At 69.2% G+C, this 19,671-nt stretch carries 21 protein-coding genes and 3 pseudogenes; 12 read left to right on the plus strand and 12 right to left on the minus strand.

Translation table 11 applies throughout. The features are described from left to right. Together A5659_RS26635 and A5659_RS02230 are read left to right on the plus strand one after the other, a co-directional pair. Positions 1-199 (plus strand): annotated as a pseudogene (locus A5659_RS26635) (ATP-grasp domain-containing protein); the annotation flags it as partial. 158 nt (positions 200-357) lie between these two features. After that, complete coding sequence (locus A5659_RS02230; protein ID WP_066868524.1) at positions 358-1,017, plus strand: GtrA family protein; 660 nt, start codon at positions 358-360, stop codon at positions 1,015-1,017. Here A5659_RS02230 and A5659_RS02235 read toward each other — a convergent pair. The 5 genes from A5659_RS02235 to A5659_RS02255 form a co-directional block, all read right to left on the minus strand. Beyond that, positions 972-1,490, minus strand: coding sequence for a PH domain-containing protein (locus tag A5659_RS02235; RefSeq protein WP_066880556.1), 519 nt, complete (start codon positions 1,488-1,490; stop codon positions 972-974). The genes A5659_RS02230 and A5659_RS02235 overlap by 46 nt on opposite strands. Positions 1,491-1,644: 154 nt before the next feature. Continuing rightward, positions 1,645-2,478, minus strand: a complete 834-nt coding sequence (locus A5659_RS02240; RefSeq protein ID WP_066868527.1) for a biotin--[acetyl-CoA-carboxylase] ligase — start codon at positions 2,476-2,478, stop codon at positions 1,645-1,647. A 17-nt stretch (positions 2,479-2,495) separates the two neighbouring features. Then, a complete protein-coding gene (locus A5659_RS02245; RefSeq protein ID WP_067179096.1) occupies positions 2,496-4,043 on the minus strand; it encodes an FAD-binding protein in 1,548 nt (515 codons plus the stop codon). 2 nt (positions 4,044-4,045) lie between these two features. Then, positions 4,046-4,672, minus strand: a complete 627-nt coding sequence (locus A5659_RS02250) for a TetR/AcrR family transcriptional regulator (protein ID WP_067179099.1) — start codon at positions 4,670-4,672, stop codon at positions 4,046-4,048. Beyond that, positions 4,669-6,438: a CocE/NonD family hydrolase gene (locus A5659_RS02255; RefSeq protein ID WP_197497886.1), complete on the minus strand. Its 1,770-nt coding sequence runs from the start codon at positions 6,436-6,438 to the stop codon at positions 4,669-4,671. Before A5659_RS02255 ends, A5659_RS02250 begins: the two co-directional genes overlap by 4 nt. Positions 6,439-6,557: 119 nt before the next feature. On the opposite strand from A5659_RS02255, the gene A5659_RS02260 reads away from it, so the two are divergent. The 8 genes from A5659_RS02260 (at position 6,558) to A5659_RS02295 (ending at position 13,565) form a co-directional block, all read left to right on the plus strand. Continuing rightward, a complete protein-coding gene (locus A5659_RS02260; protein ID WP_066868533.1) occupies positions 6,558-8,198 on the plus strand; it encodes an acyl-CoA carboxylase subunit beta in 1,641 nt (546 codons plus the stop codon). Next, a complete protein-coding gene (locus A5659_RS02265; RefSeq protein WP_369806899.1) occupies positions 8,195-8,467 on the plus strand; it encodes an acyl-CoA carboxylase subunit epsilon in 273 nt (90 codons plus the stop codon). The genes A5659_RS02260 and A5659_RS02265 overlap by 4 nt, the downstream gene beginning before the upstream one ends. After that, a complete protein-coding gene (locus A5659_RS02270) occupies positions 8,464-9,105 on the plus strand; it encodes a nucleoside triphosphate pyrophosphatase (protein WP_067179101.1) in 642 nt (213 codons plus the stop codon). The genes A5659_RS02265 and A5659_RS02270 overlap by 4 nt, the downstream gene beginning before the upstream one ends. 65 nt (positions 9,106-9,170) lie before the next feature. Then, positions 9,171-9,659 carry a pyridoxamine 5'-phosphate oxidase family protein gene (locus tag A5659_RS02275; protein WP_066868537.1) on the plus strand — a complete coding sequence of 163 codons (489 nt, stop codon included), beginning with the start codon at positions 9,171-9,173 and terminating at the stop codon, positions 9,657-9,659. A 39-nt stretch (positions 9,660-9,698) separates the two neighbouring features. After that, complete coding sequence (locus A5659_RS02280) at positions 9,699-10,589, plus strand: sulfurtransferase (protein WP_067179103.1); 891 nt, start codon at positions 9,699-9,701, stop codon at positions 10,587-10,589. 13 nt (positions 10,590-10,602) lie between these two features. After that, the gene (locus A5659_RS02285; RefSeq protein ID WP_066880546.1) at positions 10,603-11,022 is read left to right on the plus strand and encodes a SufE family protein; all 420 of its coding nucleotides are present in this window, start codon (positions 10,603-10,605) and stop codon (positions 11,020-11,022) included. 126 nt (positions 11,023-11,148) lie between these two features. Then, a complete protein-coding gene (locus tag A5659_RS02290; RefSeq protein WP_066868542.1) occupies positions 11,149-12,945 on the plus strand; it encodes an acetyl/propionyl/methylcrotonyl-CoA carboxylase subunit alpha in 1,797 nt (598 codons plus the stop codon). Positions 12,946-13,127: 182 nt separating this feature from the next. Beyond that, entirely contained in the window at positions 13,128-13,565 is a 438-nt protein-coding gene (locus tag A5659_RS02295; protein WP_066868545.1) for an STAS domain-containing protein, read from the plus strand. Here A5659_RS02295 and A5659_RS02300 read toward each other — a convergent pair. The 6 genes from A5659_RS02300 to A5659_RS02325 all read right to left on the minus strand — a co-directional run bounded on the left by A5659_RS02300 (position 13,536) and on the right by A5659_RS02325 (position 17,946). Then, positions 13,536-14,324 carry an RNA polymerase sigma factor SigF gene (locus A5659_RS02300; protein WP_066868547.1) on the minus strand — a complete coding sequence of 263 codons (789 nt, stop codon included), beginning with the start codon at positions 14,322-14,324 and terminating at the stop codon, positions 13,536-13,538. The two genes, A5659_RS02295 and A5659_RS02300, sit on opposite strands and share 30 nt — an antisense overlap. Further along, a complete protein-coding gene (locus tag A5659_RS02305) occupies positions 14,321-14,758 on the minus strand; it encodes an ATP-binding protein (RefSeq protein WP_007773234.1) in 438 nt (145 codons plus the stop codon). Before A5659_RS02305 ends, A5659_RS02300 begins: the two co-directional genes overlap by 4 nt. A 422-nt stretch (positions 14,759-15,180) precedes the next feature. Further along, positions 15,181-15,492, minus strand: a complete 312-nt coding sequence (usfY, locus tag A5659_RS02310; protein ID WP_066868549.1) for a protein UsfY — start codon at positions 15,490-15,492, stop codon at positions 15,181-15,183. A gap of 47 nt (positions 15,493-15,539) precedes the next feature. Next, a complete protein-coding gene (locus A5659_RS02315) occupies positions 15,540-15,923 on the minus strand; it encodes a hypothetical protein (protein WP_066868551.1) in 384 nt (127 codons plus the stop codon). A gap of 174 nt (positions 15,924-16,097) precedes the next feature. Beyond that, entirely contained in the window at positions 16,098-17,441 is a 1,344-nt protein-coding gene (gene lat, locus A5659_RS02320; protein ID WP_066868589.1) for an L-lysine 6-transaminase, read from the minus strand. A gap of 52 nt (positions 17,442-17,493) precedes the next feature. Then, entirely contained in the window at positions 17,494-17,946 is a 453-nt protein-coding gene (locus A5659_RS02325) for an Lrp/AsnC family transcriptional regulator (protein WP_066868553.1), read from the minus strand. Positions 17,947-17,976: 30 nt separating this feature from the next. On the opposite strand from A5659_RS02325, the gene A5659_RS02330 reads away from it, so the two are divergent. Further along, on the plus strand, positions 17,977-19,224 hold the full coding sequence (locus tag A5659_RS02330; RefSeq protein WP_067179105.1) for a VOC family protein: 1,248 nt from the start codon (positions 17,977-17,979) through the stop codon (positions 19,222-19,224). Further along, positions 19,224-19,499 (plus strand): annotated as a pseudogene (locus A5659_RS26640) (aldehyde dehydrogenase family protein); the annotation flags it as partial. The gene A5659_RS02330 and the pseudogene A5659_RS26640, both read left to right, overlap by 1 nt. A gap of 23 nt (positions 19,500-19,522) precedes the next feature. Here the strand turns inward: A5659_RS26640 and A5659_RS26645 are convergent. After that, positions 19,523-19,663: pseudogene (locus tag A5659_RS26645) on the minus strand (aldehyde dehydrogenase family protein); the annotation flags it as partial. Positions 19,664-19,671: the final 8 nt, after the last annotated feature.

The following is a 19,671-nucleotide window of genomic DNA, read 5'->3' on the forward strand; positions in this document are numbered from 1 at the left end:
GCCGCCGCAGGCCCTGATGCACGCCCAGGACAAGCTCGTCATGCGCCGTCGCCTCGAGGCCCTCGGCGTCCCGGTGCCGCGTTACGCCGAGATCGGCAGCGTCGACGAACTGGACGCCTTCGCGCGGCGCATCGCCGGCCCGGTGGTCGTCAAAGCGGTCCGCGGCGGCTACGACGGACGCGGGGTGCGGCTCGGGAGGCTGCGGAGGGGGCGGCGCCCGGCGGGCGTGTACTCGGCACGGCCATCATGGTGTCACGGCGAAACTCCCGATGCTAAAGGCGTGTTGACCGGGGCCGACACCGAATTGTTACGTACAATTTTGCGTCGAATTTGTGTCCGTCCGTACACTGACGTGTTGTGTCCTTCGCCGAAGCCACGATTTCGCGTCTGCCTAGGGTTATGCAGCCCTATTTGCTACGCCACCACGAACTGATCAAATTCGCCATCGTCGGCGGAACCACATTTGTCATCGACTCGGCGATTTTCTACACGCTGAAGCTGACAATTCTGGAGCCCAAACCGGTGACCGCAAAGGTGATCGCCGGCATTGTCGCGGTGATCGCGTCCTACGTGCTGAACCGGGAATGGAGCTTCCGCAACCGCGGCGGCCGCGAGCGCCACCACGAGGCGCTGCTGTTCTTCGCGTTCAGCGGCGTGGGGGTGCTGCTGTCCATGGCGCCGCTGTGGTTCTCCAGCTACGTGTTGCAGCTACGCGAGCCCATGGTGTCGCTGGCGGTGGAAAACGTCGCCGACTTCATCTCGGCCTACATCATCGGCAACCTGCTGCAGATGGCGTTCCGGTTCTGGGCGTTCAGGCGCTGGGTGTTCCCCGACCAGTTCGCGCGCGACCCGGAGAAGGCGCTGGAATCCGCGCTGACCGCCGGCGGCATCGCCGAGATCTTCGAGGACGAGATCGAAAAGGACAACGTCACGCTGCTGCGCGCCTGGCGCAACCGGGCAGGCCGGCTCGGTCAGCTGGGCGATTCCTCGGAACCCAGGGTGTCGAAGACTTCGTGATACAGCAGCGCGTGTACCTCGCGCAGCCGCGGAATGTCGTAGAACTCCAACGGATCTTGTGACGCCGATTCGATGATCAGCGTCCCGGTGCGGAACATCCGCTCGGTGATGCGGTCGCGGAATTCTACGCTGTTGATCCGCGCCAGCGGGATGTCGATCCCGGTGCGGGTGGCCACCCCGTGCCGAAACATCACCCGCCGGTTGGTCACCACGAAGTGGGTGGTCAGCCAACTCAGAAACGGCCACAGCGTCAGCCAGCCCACGATCACCAACCAGACGCCCCAGATGACGCCGTAGATGATGTTCTTGGCGAGCTGCTCGAAGTGCGTCGAGTTGAGGTACCCCGAGCCGAACGCGGCCAGTCCGGTCACCCCGATGAGCACCAGCACCGGCCAGATCAGCCGCTTCCAGTGCGGGTGGCGGTGCACGATGACGTGTTCGCCGGCGGCCAGAACGTTATCCGGGTAGCCCATGCCCGCAGACATTAGCTGCGCGCCGCGCCGATCCGCGCGCCACTAGCGCAAATGATGGCGACCCGCCGCGCCCGGCTGCGCCGCGCTTGCGATCGCCATTAGCGCAAATGATGGCGACCCGCCGCGCCCGGCTGCGCCGCGCTTGCGATCGCCATTAGCGCAAATGCACCACGTCACCGGCCGCGACGACGACGGTCTGCCCGCCGCTTTCCAGGCACAGCCGGCCCTGGTCGTCGATGGCGGTGGCGGTCCCGTCGACCTGTTTGCCGCCGGGCAGGTGCGCGCGCACCCGGTTGCCGAGGGTCAGGCTGCGCGCCCGGTAATCGGCGGCCAGGGCCCAGTCGGCCCCCCGCGCGGCGCGCCAGCCCACGATCCGCCGCCCCAGTTCGCGCAGCAGGGCCGACACCAGCCCGGTGCGGTCGGGCGCGGCGACCCCCAGGTCCAGCAGCGACCTGAGCATGGGGGCGCCGGGCCCGTCGATCTCCTCGGCGGACTGAGTCACGTTGAGCCCCAAGCCGATTACCACGACGGGCTTGGCCACCTCGGCCAGAATTCCGGCCAGCTTGCCCGGCGAATCCGGCGGGCCGGCCAGCACATCGTTGGGCCACTTGAGACCGGCCTGCGCCCCGGTGCCCGCCAGCAGCGGCGTCACGGTGTCGACCACCGCCACCCCGGTGGCCAGCGGCAGCCAGCCCCATCCGGTGGTCGGGACGTCGACCACGCTGACCCCGACCGACATGGTGATCTGGGCCCGCGGCGTGGCCGACCAACCGCGGCCGTGCCGGCCGCGCCCGGCGGTCTGGTGCTCGGCGATCAGCACGGCGCCGGCGACGTCGTCGCCCGCCGCGGCGCGCGCCAGCAGGTCGGCGTTGGTGGAGCCGGTCTGCTCGACGACCTCGAGCTTGCGCCAGCCCAGCCCGGTGCCGATCAACTCGGCGCGCAACGCGCCCTCGTCCAGCGGTGCTCGAAGGCGATCTCGTTCCGTCACCGCACCCAGGCTAGAACTCAGGGCCGACGGTCGCGCATGTCCAGCACGGCCAAATGGCTGAACAGCATGCTGGTTCCGATCGGGTTGCCGCCGCCGGGATACGCCGTGCCGCTGGGCGCGGCCATGGTGTTACCTGCCGCGTACAGGCCGGGGATCGGCGTGCCTTCCGCGTCGAGCACCCGCGCCGCGGTGTCGGTGCGCAGACCGCCCTTGGTGCCCAGATCGGAGATGCCGAAGGCGGCGGCGTGATACGGCGGGGAGTCGATGGGCACCAGCGGCGACGCGCCCGCCGAGAAGGCGCGGTCGAAGGCCTCGTCGCCGCGGCCGAAGTCCTCGTCGACACCGGCGGCGGCAAAACCGTTGAACCGCGCGACCGTCGCCGCCAACCGCTCGCCCGGCACGCCGATCTTCGCGGCGAGCTCGGTGAGGGTGTCCGCGGTGTGCCACAGGCCCGCCGCGACGTAGCGCTCGGTCTCGACGAAGGAGACGTTGGCCGCCTTGACCGGCGGCACTTCGCCCTCCTTGTCGTCGTAGATCATCCAGTAGGGCAACCTGATCGACCCGTCGGCCAGTTGGGCGATGATCTCGCGGCCGGCCCGGTCGTAGGCCCGGGACTCGTTGACGAACCGGTCGCCGTCCTGGTTGACGAAGATGCCGCCGGTGAACCACAGCGCGAAGGCGGACCGGCCGTCGGGATGGGTCATGCCCGGCGACCACCAGGCCTGGTCGAGCAGGTCGGTGTCGGCGCCCGCCGCGATGCCGGCCTGCAGCGCCAGGCCACGACTTCCCGGGCCGCCCATGGTGTCTCGCGACGTTCCCGGCACCCCGTACCGGCGGCGCAGCTCCTCGTTGGCCTCGAAGCCCCCGGCGGCCAGCAGCACCCCCCGGCGGGCCCGGATCGCGCGGCGCTGCCCGCCGGTCTCGACGACGGCGCCCGTGACGCGGCCGTCGGTCACCACCAGCTCCACCAGCGCGGCGTCGCGGCGCAGCGACGCCGTCGGGTACTGGCCGATGGCCTTGAGGAACCGCGCGATCAGGGCGCGGCCCCCGACGTAGTAATCCGACGGGGGTTCGGCGCCGAGCCGGTCGGTGTCCAGCGGCCCGCGGATCGCCTCGCGGAACTCGGGGGCGGCGGCCACCGCCAGCGGCTTGGCAGCGATGTGGCGCTGACCGTCCAGGCGCGCCTTCGGCGCCTTGCCGTAATAGTCGGGCCAAGGCAGCGGCACGAACTTCAGGTTCGGGTCGGCTTCCAGGTATTCGATCAGCCGGGCGCCGCCGCGCACATAGGTTTCCTGCAGATCGCGCGGCGTACGGTCACCGACCACCGCGCGGTAATAGGTGAGCGCGTCCTCGATGGTGTCGTCGGTACCCGCGCGCAGCAGCACGGGATTGCACGGGAACCACACGCCGCCCCCACCCGAATATGCGGTGGTGCCACCGAATTTCGACGTCGCCTCGACCAGCAGCACGTCGAGGCCCTCGCGCGCCGCGGTGTAGGCACCGGTCACGCCGCCACCGCCGGAACCCGCGACCAGCACGTCACATTCGGCCGCCCAGTCGACCATCGCTACTCCTGCGCCGCCGTCAATACGGTTTGGATCGCCGGCGCCAGCCGCGCGATCAACGCGTCGCTGTCCGCTTCCGTGAGGATCCGCACTCCCACGATTCGTCGTCCGACGACGATACCGACCAACATCGACGCCGCCAGACCGGCGCGCAGCGCCGCGTCGTCGGGATCGCCCGGTCGCGAGCGGATGCCGTCGAGCAGCCGGGCCTGGATGAACTCGCGCAGCTGCTCGTTGGCCCCGGTTTTTGCCGCACCTTCCGCCACGGCTCCACGCAACATCGCCAGCAACGGCTCCGAGTCCCGCGGGTCGCCCTCCCACACATCGAAAAAGGCGCGCACCACTCGCTCCCCGAGGTGCTCGTCGGGACCTTCGAACGCGGATCCCAAGCGCGCCAATGCTTCCGGCGTGATCGACATGACCGCGCCGAACAGCTCGTCCTTCGACCGGAAGAACTGCATCACCAGCGACGCGTCGACCCCGGCGTCGGCGGCGACCCGCCTGATCGTCGTGGCGGCATAGCCGTCGGCGGCGAACCTGGCGCGAGCCGCGTCCAGGATGGCCTGCCGGGTGGTGTTCGCCCCCGGCCGGCGCCCGCGGCGCCCGGCGGCGACGGGCTTGGTGGTCATGGCGTCGGGTGAACCGGCAACTGCAGATACGAGCCGCGCGATCCCCCGGTGTGGACGACGTGCTGCCCGCTGTTGCGCGGCGCGTATTCGCGCAGTCCCGGCATCCAGGTGCCGAACAGGTTCCGCGCGCTGATGATCAGCCGCAGCTGCTCGCCGGGGTAGAACACGAGACCGATTGGCAGCAGCTCGATTTCGACCTCGACCACCTCGCCCGGAGTCAGCTTCTGCACCCGGTCGAAGCTATGCACGGGAACCTCATCGGTCGACGCAGCCTCGTCGCGATGGCGCATCGACACCCGCAAGCGGCCGTCGGAGCCCTTATACCGCAGGATCGACGCGCCCCGTTCGGTGAGGTCGTGGACTCGCGCGCTCTGATTGGGCACGGTGAACTGCTGCAGCGGCGTGCCGTAGCGGTCCAGCTTCTGGACGAAGACGAACAGGTCCATGTCGTCGGCGTCGGTCGCCTCCACCCACAGCCGCGCCTTCGGGTAGCCGACCAGCGTGGTCCGCCCGTCGAAACGGACCAGAAACGAGACGAAATTCGGGTCGGCCTGTGCGGCGGAACCAGCCGGGTAGGCCGCGGTCGACGCCGCGGCAGGGATCTCGGTGCGCAGCGTTCGCGACGCGCCGTCCAGGTAGTACTTCGTGTAGGTGACCCCCGGCGGGGGGAACTGCTGCGCGGGCACACCGACCTGGTCGCCCCCCTCGAGGTCGAGCAGCGCGTAACGCACGCGCGCAGTCTGCTCCCAGCCGTTGTCGGCGCCCTTCAGAAAGTGGTCGAAGAACCGCCGCAGATCCTCCCTGTTCGTTTCGTCGTAGTAGTCCGGCCATTCCTGGCTGTTGTGGATGCGCAGCCACTTCTGTGACGACCCGAGGCGACGCCAGGCGCGGAACGTCCCCGCCGTGTGCAACGAGTTGGAGTAACTGGCCACGACGTACGCCGGCACGGTGACCCGCTCGACGCGCGGGATCTTGTTGCGCCACAGGTCGCTGAGCAGCGGGTAGCGCTCGGCCTCGGCGAGGATGTCCTCCTTGCGGCCCTTACCCCAGTAGCTGTTGTCCCGGAGCTGCCGGGCGAACCCGGTGTCGGGCATGCCGCCGCGCATCACCAGGTCGCGGTAGACGTCGCTGACGCCTTCCCAGGGGTTGATCGCCGCCAAGTGCGGCGGCTGCTCGGTGGCGGCGAACCACTGGGCGACCGCGAGGTAGGAGGTGCCGCTCATCGCGACCTTGCCGGTGCACCAGTCCTGGACGGCCAGCCACTCGATCAGGTCGTAGCAGTCCCGGCCCTCCTGGCGATCCCACAGGACGCTGTCGCCGTCGCAGTCGGAGACCCCGCGAACATCCGGATTGCAGATCGCGTAGCCCTGCGCACACCAGTAAGCCGGGTCGGGGCCTTCGAACTTGTGCAACCCCGACACGATGTCGTTGGCCAGGCCGACCAGCCCGAACACCCCCATCGCCGCCGGGGCGCTGCCCTCCCCCTTGCCGTACGGGCTCCACGCCACGATCACCGGCACCTTCTCGTCGCCCGGCGGTCGCAGGATGTCGACGTACGTGGTGACGCCGTCGCGCATGGTGACCGCCACGTCCTTGTCCAGCACGATGTCGACCGGCAACTCCCGGAATGCCGGCGCGAGCCGAAAGCCGGCCGGCAGGGTGCGGGTGCCGGGATCGAACCCGCTCAGCACGCCGTACCTATCACCCGGTTGCAGCGGCTGAGACGGCATGAACAGCATCTCGTCCCGGGAGTCGTCGGAAGCCACTCCTGCACCCTATGGCCCGGCGGACTAAAACTCAACGGCTGTTTATATTCGCGAATCGCCGTCGACTACTTAAGGGCTGCTTAAGGGAGACCGACAGGGCTGCCGATAACATCGCTGCCATGACGAGCGTTACCGACCACACTGCGGAACCCGCTGCCGAACACACCATCGACATCCACACCACCGCGGGCAAGCTCGCCGAGCTGCACAAGCGCCGCGAAGAGTCGCTGCACCCGGTGGGCGAAGAGGCCGTCGAGAAGGTGCACGCCAAGGGCAAGCTGACCGCCCGCGAGCGCATTCTCGCCCTGCTCGACGAGGACTCGTTCGTGGAGCTCGACGCGCTGGCGCGGCACCGCAGCAAGAACTTCGGCCTGGAGAACAACCGGCCGCTGGGCGACGGCGTGATCACCGGCTACGGCACCATCGACGGCCGCGACGTGTGCATCTTCAGCCAGGACGCCACGGTGTTCGGCGGCAGCCTCGGCGAGGTGTACGGCGAGAAGATCGTCAAGATCCAGGAGCTGGCGATCAAGACCGGCCGCCCGCTGATCGGCATCAACGACGGCGCCGGCGCGCGGATCCAGGAGGGCGTCGTCTCCCTGGGCCTGTACAGCAAGATCTTCCGCAACAACATCCTGGCGTCGGGCGTCATCCCGCAGATCTCGCTGATCATGGGCGCCGCCGCGGGTGGGCACGTCTATTCCCCCGCGCTGACCGACTTCGTCGTGATGGTCGACCAGACCAGCCAGATGTTCATCACCGGCCCCGACGTCATCAAGACCGTGACCGGCGAGGACGTCACCATGGAGGAGCTGGGCGGTGCCCACACCCACATGGCCAAGTCGGGCACGCTGCACTACGTCGCCTCCGGCGAGCAGGACGCCTTCGACTGGGTCCGCGATCTGCTGGGCTACCTGCCGCCCAACAACGCCACCGACGCGCCCCGCTACGCCGAGCCGCACCCGCCGGGCGCCATCGAGGACAACCTCACCGAGGAGGACCTCGAGCTGGACACGCTGATCCCGGACTCCCCCAACCAGCCCTACGACATGCACGAGGTGATCACCCGGATCCTCGACGACGACGAGTTCCTGGAGGTCCAGGGCGGCTACGCGCAGAACATCATCGTCGGATTCGGCCGCGTCGAAGGCCGGCCGGTCGGGATCGTGGCCAACCAGCCGACGCAGTTCGCCGGGTGCCTGGACATCAACGCCTCGGAGAAGGCCGCCCGGTTCGTGCGGACCTGCGACTGCTTCAACATCCCGATCATCATGCTGGTGGACGTCCCGGGCTTCCTGCCGGGCACCGGCCAGGAGTACAACGGCATCATCCGCCGCGGCGCCAAGCTGCTGTTCGCCTACGGCGAGGCCACGGTCCCCAAGATCACCGTCATCACCCGCAAGGCCTACGGCGGCGCCTACTGCGTGATGGGCTCCAAGGACATGGGCTGCGACGTCAACCTGGCCTGGCCGTCGGCGCAGATCGCCGTGATGGGCGCCTCGGGTGCGGTCGGGTTCGTCTACCGTAAGCAGCTTTCCGAGGCGGCCAAGGAGGGCAAGGACGTCGACGCGCTGCGCCTGCAGCTGCAGCAGGAGTACGAGGACACCCTGGTCAACCCGTACGTCGCCGCCGAGCGTGGCTACGTCGACGCGGTGATCCCGCCGTCGCACACCCGCGGCTACATCGGCACCGCGCTGCGCCTGCTGGAACGCAAGATCTCCCACCTGCCCCCCAAGAAGCACGGGAACATACCACTGTGAGCGAGACGACCGACAACGTGCAGACCGACGTGCCGGCCGACGCGGAAGCCCACGCGGCACCGCACGAGCCGCACATCCAGATCCTGCGGGGTGAGCCCACCGCCGAGGAGGTGGCCGCCCTGGTCGCGGTCCTGGGTTGCGCCGGTGGCGCGCCGGAGCCCGAACAGCCCGAGCGGACCCGTTGGGGCCTGCCGGTCGACCGGCTGCGGTTCGCGATGACGAACTATCAGCGGCTCACGTTCCAGCAGATGACCCACATGAGGCATTGACCCGCCTGGTGCTGGCGTCGGCCTCGACCGGCCGGCTCAAGGTGCTGCGCCAGGCCGGCGTCGACCCGCTGGTCGTGGTCTCCGGCGTCGACGAGGATGCCGTCGCCGCCGCGCTGGGCCCGACCGCGTCGGCCGGTGACGTGGTGTGCGCCCTGGCCGAAGCCAAGGCCCAGCGGGTGGCCGGCGGGCTGGACGGTGATGTCGCGGCCGATTGCGTTGTGGTGGGCTGTGATTCGATGCTGTCGATCGACGACCGGCTGTGCGGCAAGCCCGGGACGGCCGAGGCCGCCGCGAGCCAGTGGCGCCTGATGGCCGGCCGCTCCGGCGAGCTGCACACCGGGCACTGCCTGCTGCGGCTGCGCGACGGCGCCATCACCCACCGCGAAGTCGAATCGCGTTGCACCACAGTTCATTTCGCCACCCCGTCGGAGGCGGACCTGCGGGCCTACGTCGCGGACGGGGAACCGCGTCACGTGGCGGGCGGGTTCACCCTGGACGGCCTGGGCGGCTGGTTCGTCGACGGCATCGACGGCGACCCCTCGAACGTGATCGGCGTCAGCCTGCCGCTACTGCGGTCGCTGCTGGAGCGGGTCGGGCTGTCGGTGTCCGCGCTGTGGACGGCAGCGCCGAGCCGCTAAATCCGCAGGCCCGCGCCGCCTTCGGCGCCGAAGTACATGTCGGGCCCGAACCCTAGGGTCAAGCCATGACCACGTGGAGCGAGTTCACCGCCCAAGCCCCGCGCATCGCCGGCATCTTCACCCGTCGCCATCGAGCCAGCGGCAACCTGTGCATGCTGGCCACCCTGCGCTCCGACGGCTTCCCCCGGATCAGCCCGATGGAGCCGCGGATCTTCGAGGACGAGTTGTGGCTACCGGGAATGCCGGCCACCACCAAGTTCCTCGATCTGGCGCGCGACCCGAGGTTTTGTCTGCACACCGCGACCGTCGACACCGAGGTGACCGACGGGGACGCGAAATTGTGGGGGCTGGCCCGCGTCGTTCCCTACGGCGCGGTGCACCGGCGCTTCGCCGAGGCGCTGTTCTCCGAAACCGGATTGGACCTGCGCGACCAGCGATTCGACCTGCTCGGCGCCGATGTCACCGGGGCATCGGCGGTCGAGGTCCGAGACGGCCACCTGGATGTCACCATCTGGAATCCCGGCGTGCCCGAGCGGGTGGTCCGCAAGCACTGACCTGCTGGCCGTTTCGGAGCTGGCGGTAGGCTCGGCAGTGTGGCATTACCCCCCGATCCAAGCCCGACATTGTCGGCCTACGCCCACCCCGAGCGCCTGGTCACCGCCGACTGGCTGTCCGCCAACCAAGGCACCCCCGGCCTGGCGATCGTCGAATCCGACGAGGACGTGCTGCTCTACGACGTTGGCCATATCCCCGGCGCGGTGAAGATCGACTGGCACACCGACCTCAACGACCCACGGGTCCGCGACTACATCGACGGCGCGCGGTTCGCGGAGTTGATGGACCGCAAGGGCATCGCCCGCGACGACACCGTGGTGATCTACGGCGACAAGAGCAACTGGTGGGCCGCCTACGCGCTGTGGGTGTTCACGCTGTTCGGCCACCCGGACGTGCGGCTGCTCAACGGCGGCCGCGACCTGTGGCTGGCCGAACGCCGGGAGACCACGCTGGACGTCCCCACCAAGACCTCCAGCGGCTATCCCGTCGTGACCCGCAACGACGGGCCCATCCGCGCCTTCAAGGACGACGTGCTGGGCATTCTCGGCAGCCAGCCGCTGATCGACGTGCGCTCGCCGGACGAGTACACCGGCAAGCGCACGCACATGCCCGAGTACCCGGAGGAAGGCGTGCTGCGCGGCGGCCACATCCCCACCGCGCGGTCGATCCCGTGGGCCAAGGCCGTCGACGAGAGCGGCCGCTTCCGCAGCCGCCAGGAACTCGAGGAGCTGTACGGGTTCATCGAGCCGGACGACAAGACCGTCGTGTACTGCCGCATCGGCGAGCGGTCCAGCCACACCTGGTTCGTGCTGACCCATCTGCTGGGCAAGCCCGGGGTGCGCAACTACGACGGATCGTGGACCGAGTGGGGCAACACCGTTCGCACGCCGATCGTGGCGGGTGAAGAGCCGGGCACCGTTCCGGCCTGATGGCGGCGCCGCGATGACCATGCCCGCTCCCCTGGCCGAGGTGGTGTCCGACTTCGCCGAAGTCGAGGGCCAGGACAAGCTGGCGCTGCTGCTGGAATTCGCCAACGAGCTGCCGGCGCTGCCGCCCGACCTGCAAGAGGCGGCCATGGAGCCGGTGCCCGAGTGCCAGACGCCGCTGTTTTTGCATGTCGACGCCAGCGACCCCGACCGGGTGCGGCTGCACTTCAGCGCGCCCGCCGAATCGCCCACCACCCGTGGGTTCGCGTCGATTCTGGCCACCGGTCTGGACGAGCAGCCCGCCGCCGCGATTTTGGCGGTGCCCGAGGATTTTTACGCCGACCTGGGCCTGGCCGCTCTGATCAGCCCGCTGCGTTTGCGCGGGTTGTCGGCGATGTTGGCCCGCATCAAGCGCAGGCTGCGCGAGTCGTCCTGAAAAAAGGTGGGCCGCCTCGTCGGGCCCAAGGGCGCGGCGCTTAGACTTCCCGAGAACTCGTTGTAAGAAATTCTCTTAGAGAAGCCCGCAGAAATACGTCTGCGGTTATGCCAAACAGGAGGCGCTGTGGCTAGTCACGCCAGCTCGAGGATCTCCAAAGTGCTCGTCGCCAACCGCGGCGAAATCGCTGTCCGGGTGATCCGCGCGGCCCGCGATGCGGGCCTGTCCAGCGTGGCGGTGTACGCCGAGCCCGACGCCGACGCGCCGCACGTGCGTCTGGCCGACGAGGCGTTCGCGTTGGGTGGTCAGACGTCGGCCGAGTCCTACCTGGACATCGGCAAGCTCCTCGACGCGGCGGCCAAGTCGGGCGCCAACGCCGTCCACCCCGGCTACGGGTTCCTCTCCGAGAACGCCGATTTCGCCCAGGCGGTGCTGGACGCGAACCTGATCTGGATCGGGCCCAGCCCGCAGTCCATCCGCGACCTCGGTGACAAGGTCACCGCCCGCCACATCGCCGCCCGCGCGCAGGCGCCGCTGGTGCCCGGCACCCCCGACCCGGTCAAGGACGCCGACGAGGTGGTGGCCTTCGCCAAGGAGTACGGCGTGCCAATCGCCATCAAGGCGGCGTTCGGCGGCGGCGGCCGCGGCATGAAGGTGGCCCGCACCATCGAAGAGATCCCCGAGCTGTTCGAGTCGGCCACCCGCGAGGCCGTCGCCGCGTTCGGCCGCGGCGAGTGCTTCGTCGAGCGCTACCTGGACAAGCCGCGCCACGTGGAGGCCCAGGTGATCGCCGACCAGCACGGCAACGTCATCGTCGCCGGCACCCGCGACTGCTCGCTGCAGCGCCGGTTCCAGAAGCTGGTGGAGGAGGCTCCCGCGCCGTTCCTGACCGACGCGCAGCGCAAGGAGATCCACGAGTCGGCGAAGCGGATCTGCAAGGAGGCGCACTACTACGGCGCCGGCACCGTCGAGTACCTGGTCGGCCAGGACGGCCTGATCTCCTTCCTGGAGGTCAACACCCGCCTGCAGGTCGAGCACCCGGTCACCGAGGAGACCGCCGGCATCGACCTGGTGCTGCAGCAGTTCAAGATCGCCAACGGCGAGAAGCTGGACCTCACCGAGGACCCGACGCCGCGCGGGCACGCCATCGAGTTCCGGATCAACGGCGAGGACGCCGGACGCGGCTTCCTGCCCGCGCCCGGCCCGGTCACCCGCTACGACATCCCGACCGGACCCGGCGTGCGGCTGGACTCGGGCGTGGAGGCCGGTTCGGTCATCGGCGGCCAGTTCGACTCGATGCTGTCCAAGTTGATCGTGTACGGCGCCACCCGCGAGGAGGCGCTCGCCCGCTCGCGGCGCGCGCTGGACGAATTCCACGTCGAGGGTCTGGCCACGGTTATCCCGTTCCACCGGGCCGTGGTGTCCGACCCGGCGTTCATCGGTGACGGCGAAAGCTTCTCGGTGCACACCCGCTGGATCGAGACCGAGTGGAACAACACCATCGAACCGTTCACCGGCGGCGAGCCTCTCGACGAAGAGGACGCCCGGCCGCGCCAAAAGGTGGTCGTGGAGGTCGGCGGCCGCCGGCTCGAGGTGTCGCTGCCCGGCGACCTGGCGCTGTCGAACGGCGGCGCCGCCGATCCGGCCGGAGTCATCCGCAAGAAGCCCAAGCCGCGCAAGCGCGGGGCGCACGCGGGTGCGGCCGCCTCCGGCGACGCGGTGACCGCGCCCATGCAGGGCACCGTGGTCAAGGTCGCGGTCGAGGAGGGCCAGGAGGTCGCCGCGGGCGATCTGGTCGTGGTGCTCGAGGCGATGAAGATGGAGAACCCGGTCACCGCGCACAAGGACGGTGTCATCACCGGACTTGCGGTCGAGCCCGGCGCCGCCATCACCCAGGGCACCGTGCTCGCCGAGATCAAATAACGCTCCCTGAGAGATTTCCCAGACACGTTGTAGGCCCTGGCTACCGCGAGTAGGGTTGCGGGCAAGGTTGAGTTCACAGCCGCCCGGGATACGTTTGTGACGTGGGTAGGCGGAATTCCCTTCATCTGGCGAATTTCCTTCGCGCGGCTTACGTATCGACATAACAAATCCCCGCAGGGGATATGGAGTCAACAATGTCTGTGGCCCAATCCTGGCAACAAAGCCGCACAGCACAATTCACCGCGCGCTGGGGCCCGACGGGCACCCTGATCACGGTCGATGGTGAGCTCGATGCGGCCAACGCCGATCAACTCGCCGCCTACGTGCGGCAGAGCACCAATCGTTCGCGGCGGGTGATCCTCGACCTACGCGGCCTGAAATTCATTGGCACGGCGGGCTTTTCCGCCCTGCACCGGATCAACGTGGCGTGCTCGGCCGCCCAGGTGTCCTGGGCCATGGCACCCAGCCCGGCGGTGGCGAGGTTGTTGCGGGTCTGCGACCCCGACGCCACGCTGCCGGTGACGACGCCGCGGGCCGAGCCGCTGCTGGAGCCGCTCCGCGTTGACGACGAAGACGAAGAGCCCCGGGCGCTACTGCAACTGGTCCCGGAGCCGCGTTAGCGACTTCGCCAGCAGGCGCGACACGTGCATCTGGGAGATGCCGACCCGCTCGGCGATCTGGGTCTGTGTCATCGACTCGAAGAACCGCAGCACCAACACCGTTCGCTCCCGCTCGGGCAGCGCCTCGAGCAGGGGTCGTAGCGATTCCTGGTCCTCGATGCGGTCCAGTCCGGTGTCGACGTCACCCAGGGTGTCCGCGATGGCGCGGGCTTCCTCTTCCTCGCTACCGCCGCCGCTGTCGATCGACAACGTGTTGTAGGAGCTTCCGGCCACCAGGCCCTCGACCACCTCTTCGCGGTCCATTTCGAGCTCGGCGGCGAGTTCGGTCGCCGTCGGCGCCCGGCCCAGCCGCTGCGACAGGTCGGCGGTGGCGGTGCCCAGGCGCAGGTGCAGTTCCTTGAGCCGCCGCGGGACCTTGACCGACCAGCTGTTGTCGCGGAAGTGGCGGCGGACCTCGCCCATGATCGTCGGCACCGCGAAGGACACGAAGTCCGACCCGGCCTCGACGTCGAAGCGGACGACGGCGTTGACCAATCCGACGCGCGCCACCTGGACCAGGTCGTCGCGCGGTTCGCCGCGACCCTCGAAGCGGCGCGCGATGTGGTCGGCCAGCGGCAGGCAGCGCTCGACGATCTTGTCCCGTTGACGTTGAAATTCCATGGAGTCGGGCGTGATGTTGGCCAACTCACGGAACATGTCCGGAACATCGGCGTATTCGTTCGGACGTGAAACCGAACCGCCGGCAGCTCGCGCTGTCACCTGCTGGAGGCCGCCCGTCGCGCCGTCAGCGTGATGCCGAAAACACTGCCGGTTTCATTGGGTTCGCGACCGTCATGGAAAGTCTGGACGTCGTCGGCCAACGACGTCAGCACGTGCCAACTGAAGCTGCCGGGCGCCACCACGTCGTGGGTGTCACATGCCGCGGAGGCTTCCACCACCAATTGGTCGTCTTGCGGGTCGACCACGACGATCAGGGTCGCGTCGGGAGTGGCCGAACGAATCAACCGGGTGCACACTTCGTCGACCGCGAGCCGCAGGTCCGCCACCGCGTCGAAATCCAGGTCCTCGAAGGTGCCGATAGCACCGACCAGGGTGCGCAGCATCGCGAGGTTCTCCAGTCGCGCAGCAACGTGGAGCTCGACGGCGCGGTGGCCGCGCGGACGCTTGTTAGCGTGCAATCCAGCATCGTTCATATGGTCTCCCGGCAATGTTTGACTGACACTACTACTGCTTCGCAGCCCACCGTGGACCTCGCGCTCGAGCCGGTTAGTCATGATCGCCGCCGGGTATTCGGCCCGATGTGCGTGGGCCTGACACGACAGACACAGACGCGACGCGCCGGTACACGCGCGTCGCGGTGATCGCCGGGGTCACGCTGGTCGTCTTGCTCCTGGTCGCAGTGGGCATTTATGTCGGTGTGTTCGTGATGTTGTCCCCCATGATGGGGTGACCACGCAAACGCAACCGTTCCGGCACTCATCATGGTGCAGACCTGATACCCACAAGTCCGCGGCCGTAACCGCCGATTCGGCTTTCATGCGATATTTCACACAGCGCGGCGTCCGGGCAGGTCACCGGCGAAAAAGGCGGCCGAGTCGGTGCCGGATCGGCGGCCCTAGCTGGCCGGCCACTGCCGGTGCACCTCGGGATGTTCGGTGTACCAGCGATCGGCGATCCGGCGAATCCTGCGGTGCTCCACCGCCAGCCAGGCCAGCCCCAGCACCGTGGCGATGACCGCGACGACGCCCGCGGTCATGCCCTCGTGGTGATGTCCGCTGCCGAAGGCCGCCAGACTGCCGCAAGCCCCGATCACGCCCGCGACGACTAAGAGGTAGCCAGGCCAGTGCAAGACGTCGATCAGCGACTCGCCGGCGAGCGGTCGCGTGGTCCTCAGATGGTCGACGGGGTCATGGTAGGTGTCTCCCATAGCTGCTCCTCACCGCACCATCAACGTTAGATCGCGGGAGAACAAACCTAAAGAGCCAGTACCGGCCCTGCGATCGGAGCGACACCCATGGCGACCATCAGCGCCATCGCCGTCAGCAAGAACCAGCCCGCGCCGTGCCAACCCCACCAGGTCCCCTCGGCCTTCCACACCCGATAAGTGCGCACGAACGCCCAGACCCCGGCGACCAGGGCGATGAGCGGGCCGCCGAACGCCAACAGGGTGCGCTGGGGCGGACCGCATGCCACGGTGTCCACATTCACCCCCGGGCAAGTACTCACCCACACCGCCGCGATCAATAGGAAGCCGACGGCAGCGAGCGTGGCCAGCACGGTGAACCGGACGGCGGCCAGCACCTCGCCGTCCTCCTGTCCCAGGCGATCACCACCTGATCGCGCATCCGCTTTCTGCATCGTTGTCACCTCCCCTTCGGGGCCTCACGCTTATCTTTTATTCGTTCGCCGCGTCGCATTGGTTACCGCGCTAGCTTCTGGGCAGCAGTCGCGCGCTGGTAGCAGCGGAAGGCGCAGGGGTTCAAATACCCCGCGGCAAACCGGGGTAAACCGGCTCGGCGTGAGGTCAACTCGCTAATTCAGGGTCCGCAGCGCGGCGCGGATGGCGCGGATCGCGGCGTCGATCTCCGCGCGCGAGACGGTCAGCGCCGGACGGAACCGGACACCGTCGTCGCCCGAGGGCAGCACGATCACCGCGCGCCGCCACAACAGGCGGATCAATTCGTCGCGGTCGGCGGCGCTGGGCAGGCTGAACGCGCACATCAGGCCGCGCCCCCGGGGGTCGAGCACGACGCCGGGAAATTCCTCGGCGAGCTCGTCGAGGCGGTCGCGCAGGTGGGCGCCGTGCTCGGCGGCGTGGGTGAACAGGTCGTCGGCCTCGATCACCTCCAGGATGCGGCGGGCGCGCACCATGTCGGCCAGGTTGCCGCCCCATGTCGAGTTCAGCCGCGACGGGACCGCGAAGACGTTTTCGGCGACCTCGTGAACCCGGCGGCCGGCCATGATCCCGCACACCTGGGTCTTCTTCCCGAACGCCACCACGTCGGGCGGCACGCCCAATTGCTGGTAGGCCCACGGCGTTCCGGTCAGGCCGCAGCCGGTCTGCACCTCGTCGAAGATCAGCAGGGCGTCGTGGGAGTCGCACAGCTCGCGCATGGCCGCGAAGAACTCGGGCCGGAAGTGACGGTCGCCGCCCTCGCCCTGGATGGGCTCGGCCACGAAGCATGCGATGTCGTGCGGGTGTGCTTCGAAGGCCGCCCGGGCCTGGCGCAGCGACTCGGCTTCGAGCGCCGCCATGGCCGCCCCGTCCAGGCCGGGCCGGAGGAACGGGGCATCGATGCGCGGCCAGTCGAACTTGGGGAAGCGGGCGACCGTTGCCGGCTTGGTGTTGGTCAGCGACAGCGTGTATCCGCTGCGACCGTGGAAGGCGCCGCGCAGGTGCAGCACCCGGGTGCCCAGCCCGGGATCGATCCCGCGGGCTTCGTTGAGCCGGCTCTTCCAGTCGAACGCCACCTTGAGCGCGTTCTCCACCGCCAGCGCGCCGCCGTCGACGAAGAACAGGTGCGGCAGGGCCGGATCGCCCAGCACCCGGGCGAACGTCTGCACGAAGCCGGCCATCGCGACCGAGTACACGTCGGAGTTGCTCGGCTTGTTCAGCGCGGCCTGGGTCAGCTCGGCGCGAAACTGCTCGTCGCCGGCCAGCGCGGGGTGGTTCATGCCCAGCGCCGACGACGCGAAGAAGGTGAACATGTCCAGGTAGCGCCGCCCGTCGCGGGCGTCGTACAGGTAGGAGCCCGCGGAGCGGGCCAGGTCGAGCACGAAGTCGAAGCCATCCACCTGAATGCTGCGCGCCAGCACCTCGTGCACCCGTTCGGGCTCGGTGCGCCGGCCGGTGAAGCGGTCCAGGGTGGCGGTCATGGCGCTCATGGTAGCCGATTTTTACGGAATCATGAGGGATGCGCCGTATATTTTATGGTATTCGTTGCCTATCGGTGTAAAAAGTATTCAATATGATGGTGCTTCGCGTCCTGACGTTCGCGGTGGTCCGGATCCGCTGCAGCAGGTCTTCCAGCGCCCGGGCGGACTCGACACGCACCAGCAGGACGTAGCTCTCCTCGCCGGCCACCGAGTGACACGATTCGATCTCCTCGATGTGTTCGAGGCGGGCGGGCGCATCATCGGGTTGAGAGGGATCCAAGGGAGTGATGGCCACGAACGCCGACAGCAGGTGCCCGACCGCCTCCGGGTCGATGCGCGCCGAGTATCCCGCGATCACCCCCCGCGCCTCGAGCCTGCGCACCCGCGACTGCACCGCCGAGACCGACAACCGGGCGCTGGCGGCCAGCTCCGCCAGCGTCGCGCGGCCGTCGGCGACCAACTCGCGCACCAGAATCCGGTCGACCTCGTCGAGCGTCTCACTCATGGCCGGAGACTATCGCAGGACCGCGCCGCCGTGACCCGCCCGAAATGGCTGGCAGCCTGGCAGCTCCGGGAGCGGTTCGCCGCGGGCCTGTCGGCGATGTACGCCGCCGAGGTGCCGGCATACGGCACCCTGGTCGAGGTCAGCGAGCAGGTCAACGCCGATTACGCGGCGGGCCATGCCGATGCCGAACGCTTCGGCTCGCTGCGGCGGGTCACCGCCGAGCGGCACGGCGCCATCCGGGTGGGCGGTCCGGCCGAACTGGTCGCCGTCGCCGACCTTTTCGCCGCGTTCGGCATGCTGCCGGTCGGCTACTACGACCTGCGGCGCGCCGCGTCCCCGGTCCCGGTGGTGTCGACCGCCTTCCGGCCGGTCGACCCAGAAGAGCTGTCCCGCAACCCCTTCCGGGTGTTCACCTCGATGCTGGCCACCCGCGACGCGCGCTACTTCGACGGCGACCTGCGCCGCCGCGTCGACGCCTTCGTGGCCCGGCGCCGGCTGTTCGACCCCGCGCTGCTGGCCCAAGCGCGGGTCATCGCCGCCGCGGGCGGCTGCGACGCCGACCAGGCGCCGGGGTTCGTCGCGGCGGCCGTGGCGGCGTTCGCGTTGTCCGACGAACCGATCGAGCGGTCCTGGTACGACGAACTCGCCCGGGTCTCGGGCGTGGCCGCCGACATCGCCGGCGTCGGCACCACCCACATCAACCACCTCACGCCGCGGGTGCTCGACATCGACGAGTTGTACCGGCGGATGACCCGGCGCGGCATCACCATGATCGACGCGATCCAGGGCCCGCCCCGCACCGACGGCCCCGCGGTGCTGTTGCGCCAGACCTCGTTTCGCGCCCTGGCCGAACCCCGCCGCTTCCGCGACGACGGCCGCATCAGCACCGGGACGCTGCGGGTGCGCTTCGGCGAAGTGGAGGCGCGCGGCGTCGCGCTGACGCCGAAGGGCCGGCGACGCTACGACGCCGCGATGGGCGCTGCCGACCCGGCTGCGGTGTGGGCGCAGTACTTCCCGGGCACCGACGCGGAGATGGCCGCCGACGGGCTGGCCTATTACCGCGGCGGCGACCCGTCGGCGCCGATCGTCTACGAGGACTTCCTGCCCGCGTCGGCGGCGGGCATCTTCCGGTCGAACCTGGATGCCGACGCGGGCTTTGAAAACGGTGCCGCCCCCGACGATTCCGGCTACGACGCCGCCTGGCTGGCCGGGGCCATCGGCCGCGAGATCTACGACCCGTATGCCCTCTACGAAGCGCTCTCCCAGGAGGCACTCTGATGAATCTGCCGACCGCTGACCAACTGCGCGCCCGGGCGCGTGAGGCCCTGCGCGCGATGGGCGCCGATGTCGCGCTCGGCGAGCCGGACGGCCACGGGATGCCGGCCAGCACCCCGATCACCGGCGAGGTGTTGTTCACCATCGCGCCCACCACACCCGAGCGGGCCGAGCGGACGATCAGCGAAGCGGCCCAGGCGTTCTCGGTGTGGCGCGGCACACCGGCCCCGGTACGCGGCGCGCTGGTGGCCCGCCTCGGCGAGCTGCTGACCGCGAACTGGCAGATGTCGATCATCTCCTGCACCTCGCCGGCGGCCTCGGAGGCGATCTTGCCGACCTCGAGGGTCACCAGGGTGGCCAGCTCGCCGCGGTGCGCGGTCAGCAGCTCGCCGAGGCGGGCCACCAGCGCGCCGCGTACCGGGGCCGGTGTGCCGCGCCACACCGAGAACG

The organism is Mycobacterium sp. 1165196.3 (genome assembly GCF_001673415.1).
GTDB lineage: Bacteria > Actinomycetota > Actinomycetes > Mycobacteriales > Mycobacteriaceae > Mycobacterium > Mycobacterium europaeum_A.

Bases quoted from the DNA above. Each gene is read 5' to 3' on its own strand.
- A5659_RS02235 (WP_066880556.1), bottom strand. From the start codon at position 1,490: ATGGGCTACCCGGATAACGTTCTGGCCGCCGGCGAACACGTCATCGTG.
- A5659_RS02245 (WP_067179096.1), bottom strand. From the start codon at position 4,043: ATGGTCGACTGGGCGGCCGAATGTGACGTGCTGGTCGCGGGTTCCGGC.
- A5659_RS02250 (WP_067179099.1), bottom strand. From the start codon at position 4,672: ATGACCACCAAGCCCGTCGCCGCCGGGCGCCGCGGGCGCCGGCCGGGG.
- A5659_RS02260 (WP_066868533.1), top strand. From the start codon at position 6,558: ATGACGAGCGTTACCGACCACACTGCGGAACCCGCTGCCGAACACACC.
- A5659_RS02275 (WP_066868537.1), top strand. From the start codon at position 9,171: ATGACCACGTGGAGCGAGTTCACCGCCCAAGCCCCGCGCATCGCCGGC.
- A5659_RS02285 (WP_066880546.1), top strand. From the start codon at position 10,603: ATGACCATGCCCGCTCCCCTGGCCGAGGTGGTGTCCGACTTCGCCGAA.
- A5659_RS02295 (WP_066868545.1), top strand. From the start codon at position 13,128: ATGGAGTCAACAATGTCTGTGGCCCAATCCTGGCAACAAAGCCGCACA.
- A5659_RS02305 (WP_007773234.1), bottom strand. From the start codon at position 14,758: ATGAACGATGCTGGATTGCACGCTAACAAGCGTCCGCGCGGCCACCGC.
- usfY (WP_066868549.1), bottom strand. From the start codon at position 15,492: ATGGGAGACACCTACCATGACCCCGTCGACCATCTGAGGACCACGCGA.
- A5659_RS02315 (WP_066868551.1), bottom strand. From the start codon at position 15,923: ATGCAGAAAGCGGATGCGCGATCAGGTGGTGATCGCCTGGGACAGGAG.
- lat (WP_066868589.1), bottom strand. From the start codon at position 17,441: ATGACCGCCACCCTGGACCGCTTCACCGGCCGGCGCACCGAGCCCGAA.
- A5659_RS02325 (WP_066868553.1), bottom strand. From the start codon at position 17,946: ATGAGTGAGACGCTCGACGAGGTCGACCGGATTCTGGTGCGCGAGTTG.